Annotated in this window: 20 protein-coding genes; 6 read left to right on the top strand and 14 right to left on the bottom strand. The window is 72.4% G+C overall.

Annotated features, from left to right (window positions below):
• Nucleotides 1–20: 20 nt before the first annotated feature.
• From ACFWWU_RS23515 to ACFWWU_RS23490, 6 genes are all read right to left on the bottom strand, one after another.
• Nucleotides 21–707 (bottom strand): response regulator, encoded by a 687-nt coding sequence (locus tag ACFWWU_RS23515; protein WP_384147785.1) that lies wholly within the window; start codon nt 705–707, stop codon nt 21–23.
• A gap of 125 nt (nt 708–832) precedes the next feature.
• Nucleotides 833–3,379, bottom strand: a complete 2,547-nt coding sequence (locus ACFWWU_RS23510; protein WP_384147784.1) for an ATP-binding protein — start codon at nt 3,377–3,379, stop codon at nt 833–835.
• A gap of 113 nt (nt 3,380–3,492) precedes the next feature.
• Entirely contained in the window at nt 3,493–4,245 is a 753-nt protein-coding gene (locus ACFWWU_RS23505; RefSeq protein ID WP_141294955.1) for an ABC transporter ATP-binding protein, read from the bottom strand.
• Nucleotides 4,246–4,381: 136 nt separating this feature from the next.
• Nucleotides 4,382–5,152 (bottom strand): DUF3710 domain-containing protein, encoded by a 771-nt coding sequence (locus ACFWWU_RS23500; protein WP_384147783.1) that lies wholly within the window; start codon nt 5,150–5,152, stop codon nt 4,382–4,384.
• 1 nt (nt 5,153) lies between these two features.
• Entirely contained in the window at nt 5,154–5,666 is a 513-nt protein-coding gene (gene dut, locus ACFWWU_RS23495) for a dUTP diphosphatase (RefSeq protein WP_024758522.1), read from the bottom strand.
• Nucleotides 5,666–6,250 (bottom strand): PaaI family thioesterase, encoded by a 585-nt coding sequence (locus ACFWWU_RS23490; protein WP_384147782.1) that lies wholly within the window; start codon nt 6,248–6,250, stop codon nt 5,666–5,668. Before ACFWWU_RS23490 ends, dut begins: the two co-directional genes overlap by 1 nt.
• A gap of 58 nt (nt 6,251–6,308) precedes the next feature.
• On the opposite strand from ACFWWU_RS23490, the gene ACFWWU_RS23485 reads away from it, so the two are divergent.
• Entirely contained in the window at nt 6,309–6,875 is a 567-nt protein-coding gene (locus tag ACFWWU_RS23485; protein ID WP_384147781.1) for a DUF3093 domain-containing protein, read from the top strand.
• 52 nt (nt 6,876–6,927) lie between these two features.
• On the opposite strand, the gene ACFWWU_RS23480 is transcribed toward ACFWWU_RS23485, so the two are convergent.
• The 4 genes from ACFWWU_RS23480 to ACFWWU_RS23465 form a co-directional block, all read right to left on the bottom strand.
• Nucleotides 6,928–8,004 (bottom strand): hypothetical protein, encoded by a 1,077-nt coding sequence (locus ACFWWU_RS23480; RefSeq protein ID WP_384147780.1) that lies wholly within the window; start codon nt 8,002–8,004, stop codon nt 6,928–6,930.
• A gap of 12 nt (nt 8,005–8,016) precedes the next feature.
• Nucleotides 8,017–8,313: a DUF4193 domain-containing protein gene (locus ACFWWU_RS23475; RefSeq protein WP_003955561.1), complete on the bottom strand. Its 297-nt coding sequence runs from the start codon at nt 8,311–8,313 to the stop codon at nt 8,017–8,019.
• Nucleotides 8,314–8,708: 395 nt separating this feature from the next.
• Complete coding sequence (locus tag ACFWWU_RS23470; protein ID WP_384147779.1) at nt 8,709–9,947, bottom strand: sensor histidine kinase; 1,239 nt, start codon at nt 9,945–9,947, stop codon at nt 8,709–8,711.
• A gap of 4 nt (nt 9,948–9,951) precedes the next feature.
• Complete coding sequence (locus ACFWWU_RS23465) at nt 9,952–10,605, bottom strand: response regulator transcription factor (protein ID WP_024758527.1); 654 nt, start codon at nt 10,603–10,605, stop codon at nt 9,952–9,954.
• A 384-nt stretch (nt 10,606–10,989) separates the two neighbouring features.
• On the opposite strand from ACFWWU_RS23465, the gene ACFWWU_RS23460 reads away from it, so the two are divergent.
• The gene (locus tag ACFWWU_RS23460) at nt 10,990–11,163 is read left to right on the top strand and encodes a hypothetical protein (protein WP_317599935.1); all 174 of its coding nucleotides are present in this window, start codon (nt 10,990–10,992) and stop codon (nt 11,161–11,163) included.
• A gap of 97 nt (nt 11,164–11,260) precedes the next feature.
• On the opposite strand, the gene ACFWWU_RS23455 is transcribed toward ACFWWU_RS23460, so the two are convergent.
• Nucleotides 11,261–12,061, bottom strand: coding sequence for an inositol monophosphatase family protein (locus tag ACFWWU_RS23455; RefSeq protein WP_384147821.1), 801 nt, complete (start codon nt 12,059–12,061; stop codon nt 11,261–11,263).
• Between the two features lie 36 nt (nt 12,062–12,097).
• Nucleotides 12,098–13,225 (bottom strand): ferrochelatase, encoded by a 1,128-nt coding sequence (locus tag ACFWWU_RS23450; protein ID WP_384147778.1) that lies wholly within the window; start codon nt 13,223–13,225, stop codon nt 12,098–12,100.
• A 207-nt stretch (nt 13,226–13,432) separates the two neighbouring features.
• On the opposite strand from ACFWWU_RS23450, the gene ACFWWU_RS23445 reads away from it, so the two are divergent.
• Together ACFWWU_RS23445 and ACFWWU_RS23440 are read left to right on the top strand one after the other, a co-directional pair.
• A complete protein-coding gene (locus tag ACFWWU_RS23445) occupies nt 13,433–14,698 on the top strand; it encodes an MFS transporter (protein ID WP_384147777.1) in 1,266 nt (421 codons plus the stop codon).
• Nucleotides 14,637–15,977, top strand: a complete 1,341-nt coding sequence (locus tag ACFWWU_RS23440) for a D-arabinono-1,4-lactone oxidase (protein WP_384147776.1) — start codon at nt 14,637–14,639, stop codon at nt 15,975–15,977. The genes ACFWWU_RS23445 and ACFWWU_RS23440 overlap by 62 nt, the downstream gene beginning before the upstream one ends.
• Before the next feature lie 3 nt (nt 15,978–15,980).
• On the opposite strand, the gene ACFWWU_RS23435 is transcribed toward ACFWWU_RS23440, so the two are convergent.
• Nucleotides 15,981–16,994 carry a hypothetical protein gene (locus ACFWWU_RS23435; protein WP_384147775.1) on the bottom strand — a complete coding sequence of 338 codons (1,014 nt, stop codon included), beginning with the start codon at nt 16,992–16,994 and terminating at the stop codon, nt 15,981–15,983.
• 450 nt (nt 16,995–17,444) lie between these two features.
• Between ACFWWU_RS23435 and sepH the strand changes: the two genes are divergently transcribed.
• Nucleotides 17,445–18,509 carry a septation protein SepH gene (gene sepH / locus ACFWWU_RS23430; RefSeq protein WP_384147774.1) on the top strand — a complete coding sequence of 355 codons (1,065 nt, stop codon included), beginning with the start codon at nt 17,445–17,447 and terminating at the stop codon, nt 18,507–18,509.
• 205 nt (nt 18,510–18,714) lie between these two features.
• Here the strand turns inward: sepH and ACFWWU_RS23425 are convergent, their stop codons facing one another.
• The gene (locus ACFWWU_RS23425; RefSeq protein ID WP_384147773.1) at nt 18,715–19,542 is read right to left on the bottom strand and encodes a sulfurtransferase; all 828 of its coding nucleotides are present in this window, start codon (nt 19,540–19,542) and stop codon (nt 18,715–18,717) included.
• A 209-nt stretch (nt 19,543–19,751) separates the two neighbouring features.
• Here ACFWWU_RS23425 and ACFWWU_RS23420 point away from each other — a divergent pair, with 209 nt between their 5' ends.
• The gene (locus ACFWWU_RS23420; RefSeq protein ID WP_384147772.1) at nt 19,752–20,525 is read left to right on the top strand and encodes a VOC family protein; all 774 of its coding nucleotides are present in this window, start codon (nt 19,752–19,754) and stop codon (nt 20,523–20,525) included.
• The last annotated feature ends 16 nt before the right edge of the window (nt 20,526–20,541 follow it).

Genomic DNA, 20,541 nt, shown 5'->3' with positions numbered 1-20,541 from the left:
CCGTACACACGACGTTCGCTTCACCGTTCGAAGCGGTAGCCCATGCCCGGTTCGGTGACGAAATGGCGGGGGTGCGACGGGTCGGCCTCCAGCTTGCGCCGCAGCTGCGCCATGTACACGCGGAGGTAGTTGGTCTCCGTGCCGTACGAGGGGCCCCAGACCTCCTGGAGCAGCTGCTTCTGGCTGACCAGCCGCCCGCCGTTGCGGACGAGGACCTCCAGGAGGTGCCACTCGGTGGGGGTGAGCCGGACGTCCCGGCCGTCGCGGTGGACCTTCTTCGCCGCCAGGTCGACGGTGAAGCCCTCGGTCTCGACGACCACCATGCCGTCCTCGGCGCCGCCGACCGGCTCGGCGCGGCGCACGGCCGCTCGCAGCCGCGCGAGCAGCTCGTCCATGCCGAAGGGCTTGGTGACGTAGTCGTCGGCGCCGGCGTCGAGCGCCTCGACCTTCTCGTCGGAGGTCTGGCGGGCGGAGAGGACCAGGATCGGCACCCTCGTCCAACCGCGCAGGCCCTTGATCACCTCGACGCCGTCCATGTCGGGCAGACCGAGGTCGAGGACGACGACGTCGGGGTGGCGCTCGGCGGCCAGCCGGAGGGCGGTGGCACCGTCGGGTGCGGCATCGACCTCGTACTTCCGTGCCTTGAGGTTGATCACCAGGGCGCGGACGATCTGTGGCTCGTCGTCGACCACGAGGACCCGGGTCATGGCGGGGGACCTACCTTCTTCGGTGCCCGATGCGGGCGGCTTGGGTGCGAGCGGTAACACGTGCTGAGGTGTACGAGAGCGGGCGCCGTACGTGAGCGGACGCGGGACGAGAGCAGCCGCGCCGCTCAGCTCACGGCATGCGCCGGAAGCTCCACGGCCGGTTCCGGCGGCCCGCCCCGCACGGCCCTGAGGGTGAGCACCATGGTCAGCCCGCCGCCCGGGGTGTCCTCGGCGGAGAGGGTCCCGCCCATGGCCTCGACGAAGCCGCGGGCGACCGCGAGGCCGAGCCCGACACCGGCGCCGCGCGGGGCGTCGCCGAAGCGCTGGAACGGCTCGAAGATGCCGTCCTTGCTCTCGTCGGGCACTCCGGGGCCGCGGTCCACGACGCGCAGCTCGACGCGTTCTCCCAGGGTGCTGGCCGCGACCGAGACGGGTTCGCCGTCGGGGCTGTACTTCACGGCGTTCTCGACGATGTTGGCGACGGCCCGCTCCAGGAGGCCCTTGTCGACCTCGACCATCGGCAGCGTCTCGGGGATGTCGAGTTCGGCGCTGCCGTCGGGCACTCCCCCGAGAGCCATCGGGACGACCTCGTCGAGGTCCACGACGCGGATCAGCGGCATGACGGTGCCGGTCTGGAGGCGGGACATGTCGAGGAGGTTGCCGACGAGGTGGTCGAGGCGGTCGGCGCCCGCCTCGATGCCTTCGAGGAGTTCGGCCCGGTCCTCCTCGGACCATTCGATGTCGTCGGAGCGGAGCGAGGTGACGGAGGCCTTGATGCTCGCGAGCGGGGTCCGCAGGTCGTGGCTGACGGCGGCGAGCAGGGACGTACGGATCTTGTTGCCCTCGGCCTGCTTCCTGGCTTGCTCGGCCTCGCCGACGAGCCGCTGACGGTCCAGGACGACCGCCGCCTGGGCGGCGAACGCGCCGAGGACGCGCCGGTCCTCGGCGGGCAGCACCCGGCCGGTCAGCGCCAGGGCCAGACGGTCGCCGACCGGCATGTCCACGTCCGCGGCCTCCGGCCGTGCGACCGGGTGGGGGCCCACGCTCGCCGCCCGGGTCCACGGCTCGATCTCGTCCGCCCGCTCCAGCAGGGTCACCGACTCCATCGAGAAGGTCTCGCGGACCCGTTCGAGGAGTGCGTCCAGGCTGGTCTCGCCGCGCAGCACGCTGCCCGCGAGGTACGAGAGCACCTCGGACTCGGCGCGGAGCCGGGCCGCCTGGTGGGTGCGCCGGGCCGCCAGGTCCACCACCGAGGCGACGGCCATCGCGACGCCGAGGAAGACGGCGAGGGCGACGATGTTCTTGGGGTCGGCGATGGTGATCCGGTGGACGGGCGGGGTGAAGAACCAGTTCAGGAGGAAGGAGCCGACCGCCGCCGACGCGAGCGCGGGCAGGAACCCGCCGAGCATCGCGGCGGCGACGGTCAGCGCGAGGAAGAGCAGCATGTCGTTGGCGAGGCCGAGGTCGGCGTCGATGTGGGTGAGGAGCAGGGCCAGGGCGGCGGGTCCGCCGACGCCGACCAGCCAGCCGCCGAGGATCCGGGACCGGCCGAGCCGCGCCCCGCGCGCGACGGGCAGCCCCCGCCCCTTGGCGACCTCGCTGTGGGTGACGATGTGGACGTCGAGGTCGGGACCGGACTCGCGGGCCACGGTCTGGCCGACGCCGGGGCCGAAGACGTACTGCCAGGTGCGGCGGCGGCTGGAGCCGAGGACGATCTGGGTGGCGTTGACCCCGCGGGCGAACTCCAGGAGCGCGGAGGGGATGTCGTCGCCGATGACGTGGTGGAACGTTCCGCCGAGGTCCTCGACGAGGGTCCGCTGGACGGCCAGTTCCTTCGGCGAGGCGGCGGTGAGACCGTCGCTGCGGGCGATGTAGACGGCGAGGACCTCGCCGCCGGCGCCCTTCTCGGCCAGCCGGGTGGCCCGCCGTATGAGCGTGCGGCCCTCGGGGCCGCCGGTCAGACCCACGACGATGCGCTCACGGGCCTGCCAGGTGGAGCGGATGTTGTGCTCGCCCCGGTACTGCTGGAGGTACTCGTCGACCCGGTCGGCCGTCCACAGCAGCGCGAGCTCGCGCAGAGCGGTGAGGTTGCCGGGGCGGAAGTAGTTGGAGAGGGCCGCGTCGACCTTGTCGGACGTGTAGATGTTGCCGTGGGCCATGCGGCGACGCAGGGCCTGGGGCGACATGTCGACCAGTTCGATCTGGTCGGCGCGGCGGACGATCTCGTCGGGGACGGTCTCCTTCTGCCGCACCCCGGTGATCGACTCGACGACGTCGCCCAGCGACTCCAGGTGCTGGATGTTGACCGTCGACACGACGTCGATGCCGGCCGCGAGGAGCTCGGCGACGTCCTGCCAGCGCTTGGGGTTCCGGGAGCCGGGGACGTTCGTGTGGGCGAGCTCGTCGACGAGCGCGACGGCCGGCTTCCTGGCCAGGACCGCGTCGACGTCCATCTCGGTGAAGGTGGTGCCCCGGTAGTCCAGGGTCCGGCGCGGGACCTGCTCCAGGCCGTGCAGCATCACCTCCGTACGCGGCCGTCCGTGGTGCTCCACGAAGGCGACGACGCAGTCCGTACCGCGCTCGATGCGGCGGTGTCCCTCGGAGAGCATCGCGTACGTCTTGCCGACGCCCGGCGCAGCGCCGAGGTATATCCGAAGCTTGCCGCGTCCCATGGCACGACCATACGTCCAGCCAATCGGACATTCCGTACGCGGACGGAGGTCCCGGTGCGGTATTGACGTGATTCTGATGGCGGGACGGCGCCGTGAGAAGCCGCCCCGGCCCCTCAGTGCTCGACGATCTCGCCGTCGCTGAGCTCCAGGACCCGGTCCGCCAGGCCCAGGAGCTGGGGGTCGTGCGTGGCGACCAGGGCCGTGCAGCCCTCGCTGCGCACCACCGCGCGCAGCAGCTCCATGACGGCGAGCCCGGTCTCCGCGTCCAGCTGGCCGGTCGGCTCGTCGGCGATCAGCAGGGCCGGCTTGTTGGCGAGGGCGCGGGCGATGGCGACCCGCTGCTGCTGACCGCCGGAGAGCTCGCCGGGCCGCTGGGCCGCGTGGTCGGCGAGGCCCACGAGGGAGAGCATCAGCGCGACCCGCTCCTCGCGCTCCTTCGGGTCGGCCTTCCGCAGCCGGAGGGGTACGCCCACGTTCTCGGCGGCGGACAGGATCGGGAGCAGCCCGAAGGACTGGAAGATGAAGCCGATCCGGTCGCGGCGCAGCTCCAGGAGTCCGTTCTCACCGAGCGTGGAGAGGTCGGTGCCGTCGATGACGATCCGGCCCCCGTCGGCGCTGTCGAGGCCGCCCACGAGGTTGAGCAGGGTCGTCTTGCCGGAGCCCGAGCGGCCCTTGAGGGCGACGAGCTCGCCGCGCGGGATGTCGAAGGAGACTCCGCGCAGGGCGTGGACGGCGGCCTCGCCCGTCCCGTACGAACGCCGGAGGTCCTCGACCCGGACCATCGGCAGACCCGCCGGGTCCTCGGCGACGGCCGTGCCGGACCGCGTGCTGCTCTCACTCACCGTGTGCTCCCCCTCCTCGAACATGTGCGCCCGCCAGTATGGTCCGCCGCCGGGTCCCAGGGCCAGAGCCCGCGACCGTACGGAGGGGGGAACGGCCGGTGGGCCGCTCCCCGTACCTCTCGTACGGGAAGCGGCCCACCGCTCGTGTCTCGATCGCGGCTCAGCGGATCTCGGTGACCTCCGGGCCGCGCTGGAGCTGGCCCATGCCGCCGGAGAATCGCGACTCCGCCTGCTCCTCCTGCTGGACACCGTCCGGCACCATCTGCGCGTCGTTCGGCAGCTTGAGGACGATCGGGTCGCGCGGGGCCATCGGGCCTTCGCCGCGGACGACCACGGTGTCCCGCACGATCTGCTCCAGGAGCCCGGCCGCGTCCGGCTGCACCGCGCCCTGCCCGGAGATCACTCCGCGCAGGAACCAGCGGGGTCCGTCGACGCCCACGAAGCGCACGAGCTGTACGCCGCGGTTGCCGTCCGGCAGCTGTACGGGGACCTGGGCCCGCAGCTCCCAGCCGAGGGGGCCCTCGACCTCGTCGATGACACCACCCTGCTGGACGATGCCCGTGGCGATCTCGTCACGGACCTCGCCCCAGATGCCCTCGTTCTTCGGGGCGGCGAAGGCCTGCAGCTGCACGGCGCTGTCGCGCAGCACGACGGTGGCCGCGACGATCGCGTCGCCCGCCACCTCGACCCGCAGCTCCATGCCCTCGACTCCGGGCACGAAGACGCCCCCGAGGTCGACGCGGCCGTCCTCCGGCGTGGTGACCTCGGAGATGTCCCACGGTCCGTCGGGCCGGGGCGCCGGCGGAAGGTTCACCCGACGCGGCGCGTCGGCCGATGTCCCACCATCGCCGGACCCGACCTCCTCGACGACCTGCTCGGCCTCGCCCGCTGCGTCCTCAGCGGCACCGCTCTTCTTGCGACGTCCGAACACGTCACTGTCCTTCCCGGTCGGATACGACCGAAGCGTATCGATTCCCACCCGTTGAGCCGTCCACGGCGGCATGGCCGCCGGTGGACCCGAAGCCCCCCTCGGCCCGCGCCGAGCCGGGAAGCTCCGCCACCTCGTGGAAGCGAACCTTCTCGACCTGCTGGACGACCAGTTGGGCAATCCGGTCGAACCGCTCGAACCGCACGCTCTCGCGCGGGTCGAGATTGACCACGATCACTTTGATCTCTCCACGGTACCCGGCATCCACCGTCCCCGGGGCATTCACGAGCGCGACTCCGCAGCGGGCGGCCAGGCCGGAGCGCGGGTGCACGAAGGCCGCGTACCCGTCCGGCAGCGCGATGGAGACGCCGGTGGGCAGCACGGCGCGCTCCCCGGGGGCGAGGACGGCGGCCTCGGTGGTCACGAGGTCGGCTCCGGCGTCGCCGGGGTGCCCGTAGGCCGGGATCGGCACCTCCGGGTCCACTCGCCGGATCAGTACGTCGACAGGGTTGCGCATCAGGGGTTCACCTCGAAGGCGCGGGCGCGCCTTACCTGGTCGGGGTCGGACATGGCGGCCTGGATCTCCTCCGGCCGGCCGTTGTCGATGAAGTGGTCGACCTTGACCTCTATGAAGAGTGCCTCGGCGCGGACGGCGACGGGGCCCTCGGGCCCGCCGATCCGGCCGACGGCGGTCGAGAAGATCTTGCGGCCGTGTACGGCGGTGACCGCGGCCTCCAGGTGGAGCACGGTGCCGACCGGGACGGGCCGGACGAAGTCGGTCTCCAGCCTGCCGGTCACGGCGATGACCCGCAGCAGCCAGTTCAGGGAGCCGAGGGTCTCGTCGAGCGCGGTGGCGAGGACGCCGCCGTGCGCGAGGCCGGGGGCGCCCTGGTGGTCGGGGGTCACGGTGAACTCGGCGGTGACGGTCACGCCCTCGCCCGCCCGCGCCTCCAGGTGGAGGCCGTGGGGCTGCCCGCCGCCGCACCCGAAGCAGTGCTCGTAGTGCGAACCGAGCAGCTCGCCGGGGGCCGGGGCGTCGGGGTGGCGTACCGGCGGTATGGCGTCGGCCGGCGGGGTGAGGGCGGCAGATGTTGCAGTCACAGGCGCAGACCTTACCCGCGCGGCCGGGCGCGGGTCGCGCCGTGCCAAGCTTGGACGCATGCAGCCTTCCGTGCCGTCCCCCGCCGCCTCCTCCGAGCCTTCGCCCGTGCCGTCCGCCGAGTCGTCCACGGGGACGCCCGTCGCGTCGTCCCCGGTGACGGCCTCGGGGGCGACCGCGCCCCGCTTCGACGAGCGGCTGACGGCGCCCCGGTCGTGGTGGGTCATCGCGGGCCTGCTCGGCCTCTCCGGCGGCCTGGTCATGTTCCCGCTGGGTACGGTCCCGACGCTGGGCGGTCTGATCGTGGCGGCGGTGCTCGCCGGTGTGGCGGTCTCCTCGTACGGCTCCGCCCGGGTCCGGGTGGTGGCCGGTTCGCTGGTGGCGGGCGACGCGCGGATCCCGGTCTCGGCGCTCGGGGCGGCCGAGGTGCTGGACGCGGAGGAGGCGCGCGCCTGGCGCACCCACAAGGCCGACCCGCGCGCCTTCATGCTGATGCGCAGCTATGTGCCGCGGGCGGTACGCGTCGAGGTCACGGACCCGGCGGACCCGACGCCCTACGTGTACCTGTCCAGCCGCGAGCCGGAGGCCCTGGTGGCCGCCCTGGAGTCCGTACGCGCCGAGGCCTGACCCCGCGGGCCGCCCCGGGCCGGGTCTTCTCGTCCGGCCCGGCGGTGGGCGGCTAGAAGCCGATCTCCTTGGGGTTCTCGGGCTGGTCCAGTGGGGGCAGTCCCCGAAGGGTGTCCCAGGGAACCTGACGGGCGCGAAGGTCCTTGCGGATGTGCGCGGCGAGCTTCTTGGTGTCGCGCCGGTTCATGACCGCGCCCACGGCGGCGCCGACCATGAAGGGCGTGAGGTTCGGCAGGTTGCGCACCATGCGCTTCATGATCTGCTGGCGCAGTTCGCGCTTGAGCTGCCCGCCGAGCGCCGCGTTGACCGTGGTGGGCTTGGAGGGGTCGATACCCCGCTCCTCGGCCCAGGAGGTCAGGTAGGCCGTCGAGCGCTGGGGGATCCGGCCCGGCGGGCGCAGTCCGTACACCTCGTGCAGTTCGGCGATGAGTTTGAGTTCCACGGCGGCGACGCCGGTGATCTCGGCGGCCAGTTCGGCCGGCATGGCCGGCGGTACGGGAAGCATGGCGGCGGCGCCGACGCTCGCGCCGACGGTCGAGCTCGCGTTCGCCGCGCCCGTGACGAGCTTGTCGGCGATCTCCTCGGGTCCGAGCCCGGGGAACTGTTTGCGGAGGGTCGCCAGGTCGCGGACCGGGATCCGCGGGGCGAGATCGATCAGCCGGTCGGCCAGATGGCCGATGCCGGCCTTGGCGCTGTCGCCGCCGCGCTTCACGCCGTCCTTGACGCCGCGCGCGACGCCGCGCCGGACGGCGTCGATCCGGTCGCTGTCGATCTTGATCTTGTCGAGCTGTGCCCGCGCGGGGTTGGCCAGCCGCCTGACGGCGCCCAGACGCCCCTTGCGCGCCTCGCCCCGGCCCTCGCTCCGCTCAGCGGGGAGCCGTGCCGCGTCCGGCCCGGCGGCCGGCTCGACGTGCACACCGGTCACCGCCTCGATGTCCGCGACGACGGCTTCGAGCGAGGCCGAAGGGCCCCGCTCGTCGTCACGTGCACCGAGGGAGGGCAGGGAAGCGGCCTGCTCGGCGTCAGGGGCCGTCTGGGCACCCTCCGCCGGGCTCATGCCGCCCTTGTACGTCTCCGAGCTCCCAGGGAGCCGGAGACGCCGCTTCCGGGACGGTGTCTCGCCTGCCACGGCCGGGCGATCTCAGTCGCAGTCGCGGCAGATCGGCTGGCCGTTCTTCTCCCGGGCCAGCTGGCTGCGGTGGTGCACGAGGAAGCAGCTCATGCACGTGAACTCGTCGGCCTGCTTCGGCAGGACCCGGACGGCCAGCTCTTCGTTCGAGAGGTCCGCACCGGGCAGCTCCAGGCCTTCGGCGGCCTCGAACTCGTCGACGTCGACCGTCGAGGTCGACTTGTCGTTCCGGCGGGCCTTCAGTTCTTCAAGGCTGTCCGAGTCGACGTCGTCGTCGGTCTTGCGTGGGGTGTCGTAATCCGTTGCCATGTCGCTCTCCCCCTCTGGGTAGTTGCGGTGTCTCCAGCGCACGTAACGCGTGAGAGGTCGGACTTGTGCCCGACCTGAGGCGGAGATTTTGCCTCACATCAAGGTCTGTTACTCAATCGACACCCGTCGAGCGCTCTCACGAGTGATCGGCTTGGGGTGGCGAACCGGACCGTACACGGTCCTGCGGGTGCCCTTCACAAGCACCACCCCGTGTACTTCCCGTCATTCCGGGCCCCGGAAACCCGGACTTTTCCTGGTTTTCCGAGGGATTTCTCGGTCACGGAGAGTGGAGGTCAGGACACCCTCTCCTGTGATCGATCACACATGAGCGTCTCAGAAGCGGGGCCTGAGAATTCCGCGCAAAGCGAACGGAACCGGTCGGCTCGTGCAGTGTGTCAGATCGGCAGAGTGACACGCATCACGAGACCACCGCCCTCGCGGGGCTCCGCGATGATACGGCCGCCATGGGCGCGCGCCACGGACCGGGCGATCGACAGGCCGAGACCGACCCCCTTGTCGCTTCCCGTGCGCTCCTGCCGGAGCCGCCGGAACGGCTCGAAGAGGTTGTCGATCTCGTACGCGGGGACCACCGGTCCCGCGTTCGAGACGACCAGGACCGCCTGACCGTGCTCGGTCTCGGTGGTGACCTCCACCCAGCCTCCTTCCGGCACGTTGTACCGCACGGCGTTCTGGAGCAGGTTCAGCGCGATCCGCTCCAGCAGGACGCCGTTGCCCTGGACCACCGCCGGAGCGCGCTCGCCCCGGATCTCGACGCCCTTGGCCACGGCCTCCGCGTGCGTCTGGTCGACCGCCCGGGAGGCGACCTCGGCGAGGTCGACGGCCTTGCGCTCGATGATCTGATTGTCGCTCCTGGCGAGCAGGAGCAGGCCCTCCACGAGCTGCTCACTGCGCTCGTTGGTGGCGAGCAGGGTCTTGCCGAGCTGCTGGAGCTCCACCGGGGCCCCGGGGTCCGAGAGGTGGACCTCCAGGAGCGTGCGGTTGATCGCGAGCGGGGTGCGCAGCTCGTGCGAGGCGTTCGCGACGAAGCGCTGCTGGGCCGTGAAGGCCCGCTCCAGGCGCTCCAGCATCTCGTCGAAGGTGTCGGCGAGCTCCTTGAGCTCGTCGTCGGGGCCGTCCAGCTCGATCCGGCGGGACAGGTCGGAACCCGCCACCTGGCGGGCGGTACGGGTGATCCGGCCGAGCGGGGAGAGCACCCGTCCCGCCATGGCGTAGCCGAAGGCGAAGGCGATGATGCTCAGGCCGAGCAGGGCGAAGAGCGAGCGGCGCAGGAGGTCGTCGAGCGCCCGGTCGCTCTGGTATCGCAGACAGGCCGACACGGCGTCGTTGAACTGCTTGCCGCTGCCCTGGACGGGCAGCTCGCACGAGGACGTGGTGGGCTGCACCTTGCCCGTGACGATCTCGAACGGCAGTTTGGCCGCGCTCTCGCCCAGTGTCTGCGCCGTGAAGAGGTAGATGATCGAGAGCAGCAGGATGCCGGCGATCAGGAACATCCCGCCGTACAGCAGCGTGAGCCGTATCCGGATGGTGGGGCGCAGCAGCGGCCGGACAGGGTCCCTGGGGTCCCAGGTCGGCTTCGGCGGCGCCTGGGGGTGTGGCACTGAGGTGGTGGGCATCGGGTCAGATCCGGTACCCGGAGCCGGGCACGGTGACGATGACCGGGGGCTCGCCGAGCTTGCGGCGCAGGGTCATGACGGTGACGCGCACGACGTTGGTGAAGGGGTCGGTGTTCTCGTCCCAGGCCTTCTCCAGGAGCTGCTCGGCCGAGACGACGGCGCCCTCGCTGCGCATGAGGACCTCCAGGACGGCGAACTCCTTCGGCGCGAGCTGGACCTCCTTGCCCTCGCGGAAGACCTCGCGGCGGTTCGGGTCGAGCTTGATGCCGGCGCGCTCCAGCACGGGCGGCAGCGGCACCGTGGTGCGCCGGCCGAGCGCGCGCACCCGCGCGGTGAGCTCGGTGAAGGCGAAGGGCTTCGGAAGGTAGTCGTCCGCGCCGAGCTCCAGGCCCTCGACGCGGTCGCTGACGTCGCCGGACGCGGTGAGCATCAGCACGCGCGTGGGCATGCCGAGCTCGACGATCTTGCGGCAGACGTCGTCGCCGTGGACGAGCGGGAGGTCGCGGTCGAGGACGACGACGTCGTAGTCGTTCACCCCGATGCGCTCCAGAGCCGCGGCGCCGTCGTACACGACGTCGACGGCCATGGCCTCCCGGCGCAGTCCGGTGGCCACCGCATCGGCGAGCAGCTGCTCGTCCTCGACGACGAGTACGCGCACGTCGTAGTCCTTCCCTTGAGCCGCGGTCCGAAGGCGGACCGGCTGAGACCTGAGCACTGACTGTGCGCGTCCATCCTGCCCCGAACGCGCGTAAACCGGCTGTAAGACGGGTGTGCGGGGCCCGGGGCGCGGGGGTGGTGCAGAGGGGGCGTGCGGTGGGGCGCGTGACTCCTTCCGCGGTGGCCCGGGAAGAATTCACCTGATTCACGGGCCAGTTGAGGTTTCTGTGAGGAAGGGGGTGGGGAGGACGTCTGCACACCCCGTGATCACGCCCTGTATGTGGCGCGCCGCCTACCGCCTTCTGTCCCCCAGAGGCAGCAGTGTGTGATCCATCCACCCTCGGCACACCCCCGTGCCACCGGACCCACGACGAGGGGGCGCACGATGGACGCTTTCACCGCAGGCCTGCTGCACCGGATCAGGGCCGCGCAAACCGACCTCACGCGTGCTCGTGAGACGGGCGACGACTTCCTCGCGGACGTCGAGCAGGCCGAGCTGGACGACCTGCACCGCCTGGCCGCCGAGCACGGTGTGGAGGTCTCCGCACCGGTCGTCTGACCGGCCCGGCCCGTAACACGCGTCGAGGGCCCCGGAGCCGTACTGGCTCCGGGGCCCTCGCATATCCGGTCTCCGTGAAGACCAGGAGACCTTCTCGCTAGTCGTGCCAGGCCCCGAGCTCCTCCAGGAGCTCCTGGAGGGGCGCGAAGACGCCTGAGGAGGCCGCCAGCGTCAGCTCACCGGACTCCGGCTCCCCCGGTCGGCCACCGGTCAGCGCGCCCGCCTCGCGGGCGATGAGCGCCCCCGCGGCGAGGTCCCAGGGGTTGAGTCCGCGCTCGTAGTACGCGTCGAGGCGGCCGGCCGCGACGTCGCAGAGGTCGATCGCGGCCGAACCGCCCCGGCGGATGTCGCGGACGCGCGGGATCACGCGCTGGGCGACGTCGGCCTGACGGGCGCGACGGGACTGCACGTATCCGAAGCCGGTGCCCACGAGTGCCTGGTCGAGCTCGGGCGAGGGGCGGACGGCGAGGCGCCGCTCCCCCGCGTAGGCGCCGCCGCCCAGGACCGCCCGGTACGTCTCGCCGCGCATCGGCGCGTCGACCACGCCGACCACGGTCTCGCCGTCCCGCTCGGCGGCGATCGAGACCGCCCAGGTGGGCAGGCCGTAGAGGTAGTTCACGGTGCCGTCGAGCGGGTCGATCACCCAGCGGATCCCGCTCGTGCCGGGGCTCGACGCGCCCTCCTCGCCGAGGAAGCCGTCCTGCGGGCGGTGCTCGGCGAGGAAACCGGTGATCAGCTTCTCGGCGGCGATGTCCATCTCGGTGACCACGTCGATGGGGCTCGACTTGGTCTTCGCCACGGCCAGGTCGTCCGGCCGGCCGTCACGCAGCAGCGCTCCGGCCCGCCGTGCGGCCTCCAGGCCGAGGTCGAGCAGTTCGGCGAGCAGCGGGTCGCTCACGTCGTTCACGCCGTTCAGGTCGGTCACAGGGGCTCCTTACGCGTACGGACTGTCGGCACCGGCCGCCGCCGGCCGCTCCGCCCTGGCCGGGCAGCAGCCGATCGGGCACAGGTCGTGGGAGGCGCCGAGAGCGCCCAGGGCGCACCGCTCCACCCGGGTGCCCCGCTCGCGCGCCGCCCGCTCCAGGACGAGGTCGCGGACGGCAGCGGCGAAGCGCGGGTCGGCCCCGACGGTCGCCGAGCGCCGGACGGGCAGGCCGAGCTCGGCCGCCTTGGCGGTGGCCTCCGTGTCGAGGTCGTAGAGGACCTCCATGTGGTCGGAGACGAAGCCGATGGGGACCATCACGGCCGCGGGCACCCCGGCGCCGTGCAGCTCCTCCAGGTGGTCGCAGATGTCGGGCTCCAGCCACGGGATGTGCGGTGCGCCGCTGCGGGACTGGTAGACGAGCTTCCAGGGGTACGCGACGCCGGTCGCCTCGCGGACCGCCTCGACGATCACCCGTGCCACGTCGAGGTGCTGCCGCACGTAGGCGCCGCCCTCGCCGTGCTCGGCGACCGGCCCGGAGCTGTCGGCGGCGGAGTCGGGGATGGAGTGCGTGGTGAAGGCGAGGTGGGCCCCGTCGCGCACGGACGCGTCGAGGTCGGCGAGGGAGGCGAGGACGCCCTCCACCATGGGCTCGACGAAGCCGGGGTGGTTGAAGTAGTGCCGGAGCTTGTCGACGCGGGGCAGCGGAAGCCCCTCCGCTTCCAGGGTGGCGAGCGCGTCGGCGAGGTTCTCGCGGTACTGGCGGCAGCCGGAGTAGGAGGCGTACGCGCTGGTGGTGAGGACGGCGATGTGGCGTCGGCCGTCGGTGATCATCTCGCGGAGGGTGTCGGTGAGGTACGGCGCCCAGTTCCGGTTTCCCCAGTAGACCGGGAGGCGGAGGCCGGCCTCCGCGAAGTCCGTCCGCAGCGCGTCGAGCAGCGCGCGGTTCTGGTCGTTGATCGGGCTGACGCCGCCGAAGAGGAAGTAGTGCTGCCCCACTTCCTTGAGCCGTTCCTTCGGAATGCCGCGGCCGCGCGTCACGTTCTCCAGGAACGGGACCACGTCGTCCGGGCCCTCGGGGCCGCCGAACGAGAGCAGCAGCAGGGCGTCGTACGGGGCGGGATCGTGCTGATCGGACATGGCACCGATCCTCCCACCCGCCTCCGACGGTGGAGGGCGCGGCCCGACCGACGGCGTCCGGCCCCCGGCAGTCGTCCTGAATCAGGGTGCTCGTCCGAAAAAGGGGGATGACCGATCGACTTCAACACCGTAGGCTTTAGCTATTAATTACACGTGTTGAGTCGTCGCGCGGAGCCCGCTCCGGAGCACGGAGATCCGGAGAGCCTCTTGCCCAGCCCCTACCGCGCGATCTTCGCAGCGCCCGGAACGACCTCGTTCTCCGTCGCCGGTCTCCTCGGCCGCATGCCGCTGTCCATGATGGGCATCGGCGTCGTCACCATGATTTCGCAGGTCACCGGCAGGTACGGCCTCGCCGGCGCGCTCTCGGCGATGCTCGCGATGTCCGCCGCGGTCCTCGGTCCGCTGGTGTCGCGCCTGGTCGACCGTCACGGACAGCGCAAGGTGCTCCGCCCGGTGACGCTGATCTCGCTCGCCGGTGCCGCCGGACTCCTCGTCTGCGTACAGCAGAAGAGCCCGGACTGGACGCTCTTCGTCTTCACCGCCGTCATCGGCTGCGTGCCGAGCATCGGGGCGATGACCCGGTCCCGGTGGGCGGAGATCTACCGGGGCGACGAGCGGCGCCTGCACACGGCGTACTCGTGGGAGTCGATCGTCGACGAGGTGTGCTTCATCTTCGGTCCGATCATCTCCATCGGTCTTTCGACGACCTGGTTCCCCGAGGCCGGCCCGCTGTTCGCCGGGGTGTTCCTGGCCATCGGCGTCTTCTGGCTGACCTCGCAGCGCGCGACGGAGCCCGTGCCGCACCCGCGGGAGATCGGCGTGAAGAGCGTGTCCGCCCTCCGCTCCCCCGGCCTCCAGGTCCTGGCCCTCGCCTTCGTCGCCACCGGAGCCGTCTTCGGCTCGGTGGACGTGGTGACCGTGGCCTTCGCCGAGGAGCAGGGGCACAAGGCGGCCGCGAGCCTCGTCCTGGCCGTCTACGCGCTGGGCTCCTGCCTCGCCGGCGCCGTCTTCGGGCTCCTGCACCTCAAGGGCGAGCCGTCCCGCCGCTGGCTCCTGGGCGTCTGCACGATGGCCGTGAGTATGATCCCCCTCCTACTGGCCGGGAACTTGCCGTTGCTGGCCGTGGCGCTCTTTGTCGCGGGCCTGTCCATCGCACCGACGATGGTGACCACGATGGCCCTCGTCGAAGCGCACGTACCGCGCACCAAGCTGACCGAGGGCATGACCTGGACGGGTACCGGGCTCGCGGTCGGCGTGGCGCTCGGCTCCTCGGCCGCCGGCTGGGTGGTCGACGCGTCCGGGGCCGAGGCGGGGTACGTGGTGCCCGTCGTCTCGGGTGCGCTCGCGGTCGCGGTGGGTCTCCTCGGACATCGCCGGCTGCGCAAGCCGGCAACGGACCGGGAGGGGAAGCGTGAGCGGGACGACAACAGCGGGCTCGGGGAGCACCAGGACGGCGAGCAGCCCGTGGCGTAACTGGGCGGGGAACGTCACCTCCCGTCCGGTACGGGAGGTGAGCCCGGCCTCGGCCGAGGAGCTCGCCGAGGTGGTGCGCAAGGCGGCCGCGGACGGCCTGCGCGTGAAGACGGTCGGTACCGGCCACTCCTTCACCTCGATCGCGGCGACCGACGGCGTGCTGATCCGGCCGGGGCTGCTGACCGGGATCCGGCGGATCGACCGCGAGGCGATGACCGTGACGGTCGAGTCGGGCACTCCGCTCAAGCGGCTCAACGTGGCGCTGGCCCGGGAGGGCCTGTCGCTCACGAACATGGGCGACATCATGGACCAGACCGTCGCCGGGGCCACCTCCACGGGCACGCACGGCACGGGCCGCGACTCGGCCTCGATAGCGGCGCAGATCCGCGAGCTGGAGCTGGTCACGGCGGACGGGCAGCTGATGACGTGCTCGAAGGAGGAGCATCCCGAGGTCTTCGCGGCCGCCCGGATCGGGCTCGGCGCCCTCGGCGTGGTCACGGCGATCACCTTCGCGGTGGAGCCGGTCTTCCTGCTCACCGCGCGCGAGGAGCCGATGACCTTCGACCGGGTCACCTCGGAGTTCGACGCGCTGCACGCGGAGAACGAGCACTTCGAGTTCTACTGGTTCCCCCACACGGACAACTGCAACACCAAGCGCAACAACCGCAGCACGGGCCCCGCCGCCCCTCCCGGGAAGGTGAGCGGCTGGATCGAGGACGAGCTCCTCTCCAACGGGCTGTTCCAGGTGGCCTGCTCCCTGGGCCGCGCGGTCCCGCCGGTCATCCCCTCGATCGCCAAGGTCTCCAGCCGGGCCCTGTCGGCCCGTACGTACACCGACATCCCGTACAAGGTCTTCACCTCGCCGCGCCGGGTGCGCTTCCTGGAAATGGAGTACGCGCTGCCGCGTGAGGCGGCGGTCGCCGCGCTGCGCGAGGTCAAGGAGATGGTCGAGCGCTCGCCGCTCAAGGTGAGCTTCCCGGTGGAGGTGCGCACCGCCCCGGCGGACGACATCGCGCTGTCCACGGCCTCCGGGCGGGAGACCGCCTACATCGCCGTCCACCTCTACAAGGGAACGCCCCACCGCGCGTACTTCACCGCGGTGGAGCGCATCATGACGGCGCACGGGGGCCGCCCCCACTGGGGCAAGGTCCACACCCGTGACGCCGCCTACTTCTCCGAGGTCTACCCGCGCTTCGCCGAGTTCACGGCGCTGCGCGACCGGCTGGACCCGGACCGGCTCTTCGCCAACGACTACCTGCGCCGGGTCCTGGGCGACTGACGGTCACCCGGCGTCGCCCGTGGCCGGGGCCGACGGGGCTCCCGGATCGGCGGCGCCGGTGGTCGGGGCCCCGGTCGGCGCGGTCGGCGGCGCCGGATCCGTGGGCTCCGTCGGCGCCGTGGGCTCGGTCGGCTCCGTCGGTTCCGTCGGGGCGGTCGGGTCGGTCGTGGGGCCGGTCGGCGTCGGAGTGGGCGTCGTCCCGCCGTCGGTGGAGCCCGAGGACGTCGACTCCGGGTCGGGGGTCGCGGTGCCGGTCCCGCCGGTGCCCGGGCCGTCCGGGTCCGGGGTGGCGCCCGTCTCGGGGGTGCCGTCGCCGTCCTCCCGCTGTCCGGTGTCGCCGGCGGATCCGGACGGCGTCGGCGCCGGGTTCTCGGTCCGGTCCGGCGCGTCCTGCCCGGAGCTCCCGCGGACGACGGAGCCGAAGGTGGTGGTCCCCTGGGTGCCGCTGAAGTCCTGACCGGAGACCAGCTCGTAGGCCGTGATGCCGCCCATGGTGACGCCGAAGACCAGGGCCGCGGCGATCGCCGGGCGCTTCCAGCCGCGGACGCGGGTGCCGTGCGTGGTCGCCGCGCCGAACTCCTCGTCGGCCTGCTCGCCGCCCGGGACCGCGTACGCGCCGGGGCGCGCGATCGTGCCGAGCAGCATGGTCCGCCGGTCCCCGTCCCCCGCCGGACGCGCGGCCGGGAACGGCACCTGGCGGGCCTTGGGCTTGGCGGCGGCGGTCACGTCGCGCACCTGCTCGCCCGTCCGTTTGAGCAGGTGCTGGAAGAGCGGACCGCCGCAGGTGGCGATGATGCTGATCACGCCGGCGCCGACGATCGTGCCGTACACGCCGAGGGTGGAGGCGAGCTTGGCGGCGATGACCGCGGCCAGGGCACTGCCCGAGACCTGGGCCACGCTCAGGTCGATCCTTCTCCTGCCGCGATCGTTCTCCCCCGCGGCGCTCGTCCCCTGTCCCACCTCCGTCTTCTCCGGATTCTCCGGCTCGTCCGTGTCGGTCTCCGGCCTGTGACGCATCTCCGACCCCTGATGGCTCATCCGTTCGCCTTGCACCCAGAAGGGACAAATGGGCGGAGAGAATAGTTCCGCTTCTGTTGGTTCTGTGAAGAGGGACACGTGAGGGGGAAGATCGCGGAGACTCAACTCCCGTACCGCCCGAGAAGTTGGGCGGCGCGCCGGTCCACCCAAGTGGCCCGAATGGAGTACATTGGCGAACCCTGGGTCCGGACGCCTTCACGGGTGCCCGGGATCGGGTAGGGGGCCGAACGCGGCACTCGAACCGGCGGCGTCGCGCACCGCACGGAGACCCGCTGCACAGCGTGACCGTCAGTCACTCTGAGTGGCGAACAGGTAACCGTGCCATAACGACGCCCCAGGGTCCATGCCCGACACGCCGGGCAACTCGGCAAGGTAGTGGCAGGCTGCACCCGGGCAGGCCACACTCGACTAGCGGAAGCAGCGACGCACGTGACGTCGGCAGGCACCACCCGGGAGGTCCCCATGCCCGAACTGCGTGTCGTGGCCGTCTCCAACGACGGCACACGACTGGTGCTGAAGGCTGCTGACAGCACGGAGTACACACTTCCGATCGACGAGCGGCTCCGCGCCGCCGTGCGCAACGACCGCGCGCGTCTCGGTCAGATCGAGATCGAGGTGGAGAGCCACCTCCGCCCCCGTGACATCCAGGCGCGGATACGTGCCGGTGCCTCCGCCGAGGAGGTCGCCCAGCTCGCCGGTATCCCCGTCGACCGCGTACGCCGCTTCGAGGGCCCCGTCCTCGCGGAGCGCGCCTTCATGGCCGAGCGGGCCCGCAAGACCCCGGTCCGCAGGCCCGGCGAGAACAGCGGCCCGCAGCTCGGCGAGGCGGTGCAGGAGCGGCTGCTGCTGCGCGGCGCCGACAAGGACACCGTGCAGTGGGACTCGTGGCGCCGTGACGACGGCACCTGGGAAGTACTGCTCGTCTACCGCGTCGCGGGCGAGGTCCACACGGCCAGCTGGACGTACGACCCGCCCAGGCGGCTCGTCCAGGCCGTGGACGACGAGGCGCGGGCGCTGATCGGCGAGACGGACGACACGATCGCCGCCGCGCCGGAGCCGAGCTTCCCCTTCGTGCCGCGCATCGCCCGGCTGCCCCGGGACAGGCCCCTGGACCGGGCGCTCGACCGCCAGATGGACCGGCTGGAGCGGACGCCCGCCCCGGCGCCCGAGCCGGAGGAGGAGCGGGACACGCTGACGAGCCTCCTGGAGGCCGTCCCGAGCTTCCGCGGCGACATGGTCGTGCCCGAGCCTCCGGACACGGAGCCGTCGGAGGAGTCGGAGGCGGAGGAGCCGCCGGCCCCGGCCGCCTCGGCGGGCGCGGGTTCCGCGTACGCCGACGTCCTGATGCCGCGCGCCGTCTCTGGCCACCGGGACCGCCTCACCGGCACCACGGACCGCCAGGCCGAGGCCGACGGCGTCCGCCCCGGCCGCCGCGCGGCGGTGCCCAGCTGGGACGAGATCGTCTTCGGCACCCGGCGCAAGAAGCAGGAGTGACCGGCGCACTCGCCGGTACGTGAAGGGCCCGCGCCGGGCTGATCGCCGGCGCGGGCCTTTCGCGTGGGGCCACGGGCCTTTCGTGTGGGGCACGGGCGTTTCGTGCGGGGCGTGGGCCTTTCACGTGGGGCGCGAGCCGGTGCTCGTGTGGCGCGACCCGGTGTTCGTGTGATGCGACCCGGTGCTCGTGTGGTGCGACCCGGTGTTACTGCGGGTCCGGCCCGGTGGCCACCGGGCGGGCGGGGTCCCCCGACCACTCCGACCAGGAGCCGGCGTAGAGCGCCGCGTCGATGCCCGCGATCTCCAGGGCCAGGACCTCATGCGCGCCGGAGACGCCGGAGCCGCAGTAGACCGCGACCGGCGTGCCCTCGACCGCGCCCAGGGAGGTGAAACGGTCCCGCAGGGCGTCGGCAGCCAGGAACCGGCCGTCCGCGTCCACGTTCTCCGTCGTCGGGGCCGAGACCGCGCCCGGGATGTGCCCGCCGACCCGGTCGATCGGCTCCACGTCGCCCCGGTAGCGCTCCGCTGCCCGGGCGTCCAGGAGCAGCCCGGCGCGGGCCAGCTCCGCCGCCCCGTCGGCGTCGAGCAGACCGAGGGCGCCCGGCTCCGGCCGGAAGTCGCCCGGCTCCGGCTCGGGGGTCTTGTCGGAGAGCTCCCCCGTCCAGGCCGCGAGGCCCCCGTCCAGGACCCGCACGTCCGGGTGACCCGTCCAGCGGAGCAGCCACCAGGCGCGGGCGGCGCCCCAGCCGAGACCGCCGTCGTAGACGACGACGGGCCGTCCCGCCGAGACACCCGCCCGGCGCATCGCGGCCCCGAAGGCCGCCATGTCGGGCAGCGGGTGCCGCCCGCCCCTCCCGGGCGGTCCGGCGAGTTCCGCGTCCAGGTCGACGTAGACCGCGCCCGGGAGGTGACCGGCCTCGTACGCGGGCCGTCCGGGCGGGCCGGCGAGCGTCCAGCGGACGTCCAGGAGGACCGTCGGCCGCGCCCCGGCCGACTCGCTCAGAAGTTCGCTTGCGGAGATGATGGGCTTCATGGGTGTCATCCTCGCGCAGCCGGCACGGCCGCGGAGGAACATCCCGGCGCACTCCCGCGACAACGCGCCCCCCGAAACGCGCGCGGCCGGGACGCGCCGCCCGCCCGTCGGTGCGACCATCGGCCGTAGGGCCTGTCCGGCGGATCACGGCCGGATGGGCACTAGGGCACGCGGCACGGCCACGACGATGGTCCGAGGAGAGAGTGACGATGACCGAGGCGACTCGGCGCACACCCGGCACACCCTGCTGGGTGAGCCTGATGGTGCACGGGCTTGACGGGACACAGGAGTTCTACAACGCGCTCTTCGGCTGGGAGTTCGTGCCCGGCCCGCAGCACCTCGGCCCGTACGTCCGGGCACTGCTCGACGGCAAGGAGGTGGCGGGCATCGGCCAGCTGCCGCCGGACCGGCACCTGCCCATCGCCTGGACCACCTACCTGGCCACCGACGACGCCGACGAGACCGCCGAGACGATCCGCTGCTGCGGCGGCACGGTCGCGGTCGGCCCGCTGGACGCGGGCGAGGCCGGCCGCCTGGCGATCTGCTCCGACCCGGTCGGCGCGGTCTTCGGCGTCTGGCAGGCGGAGGCGCACCACGGCACGGCGGCCGCCGGGCCGCCGGGGACCCCGGTGTGGAACGAGCTCCTCACGTACGAGACGTCCTCGGTCGGCAAGTTCTACCGGTCGATCTTCGGCTACGAGGTGGAGCCGGTCGTCTCCGCCGACTTCGACTTCGCCACGCTCCACCTGGACGGACGTCCGGTGGCCTCCCTGCACGGCGTCGGGAACGCGCTGCCCAGGGACCGGGGCGCGCACTGGATGACGTACTTCGAGGTCGAGGACACGGACGGCGCCGCCCGGCTGGTCGCGGAGCTCGGCGGGCATGTGCTGCGGCCGCCGAGGAACGGTACGGCGGGGCGGCAGGCCCTGGTGACGGACCCGGAGGGCGCGGTGTTCACGCTCGTCAGGTCCGTCGACCACTGATCCCCGAGCCCCTGGT

It is taken from the genome of Streptomyces sp. NPDC058650, assembly GCF_042717315.1.
GTDB lineage: Bacteria > Actinomycetota > Actinomycetes > Streptomycetales > Streptomycetaceae > Streptomyces.
This window is presented reverse-complemented; position numbering and strand designations above follow the sequence as displayed.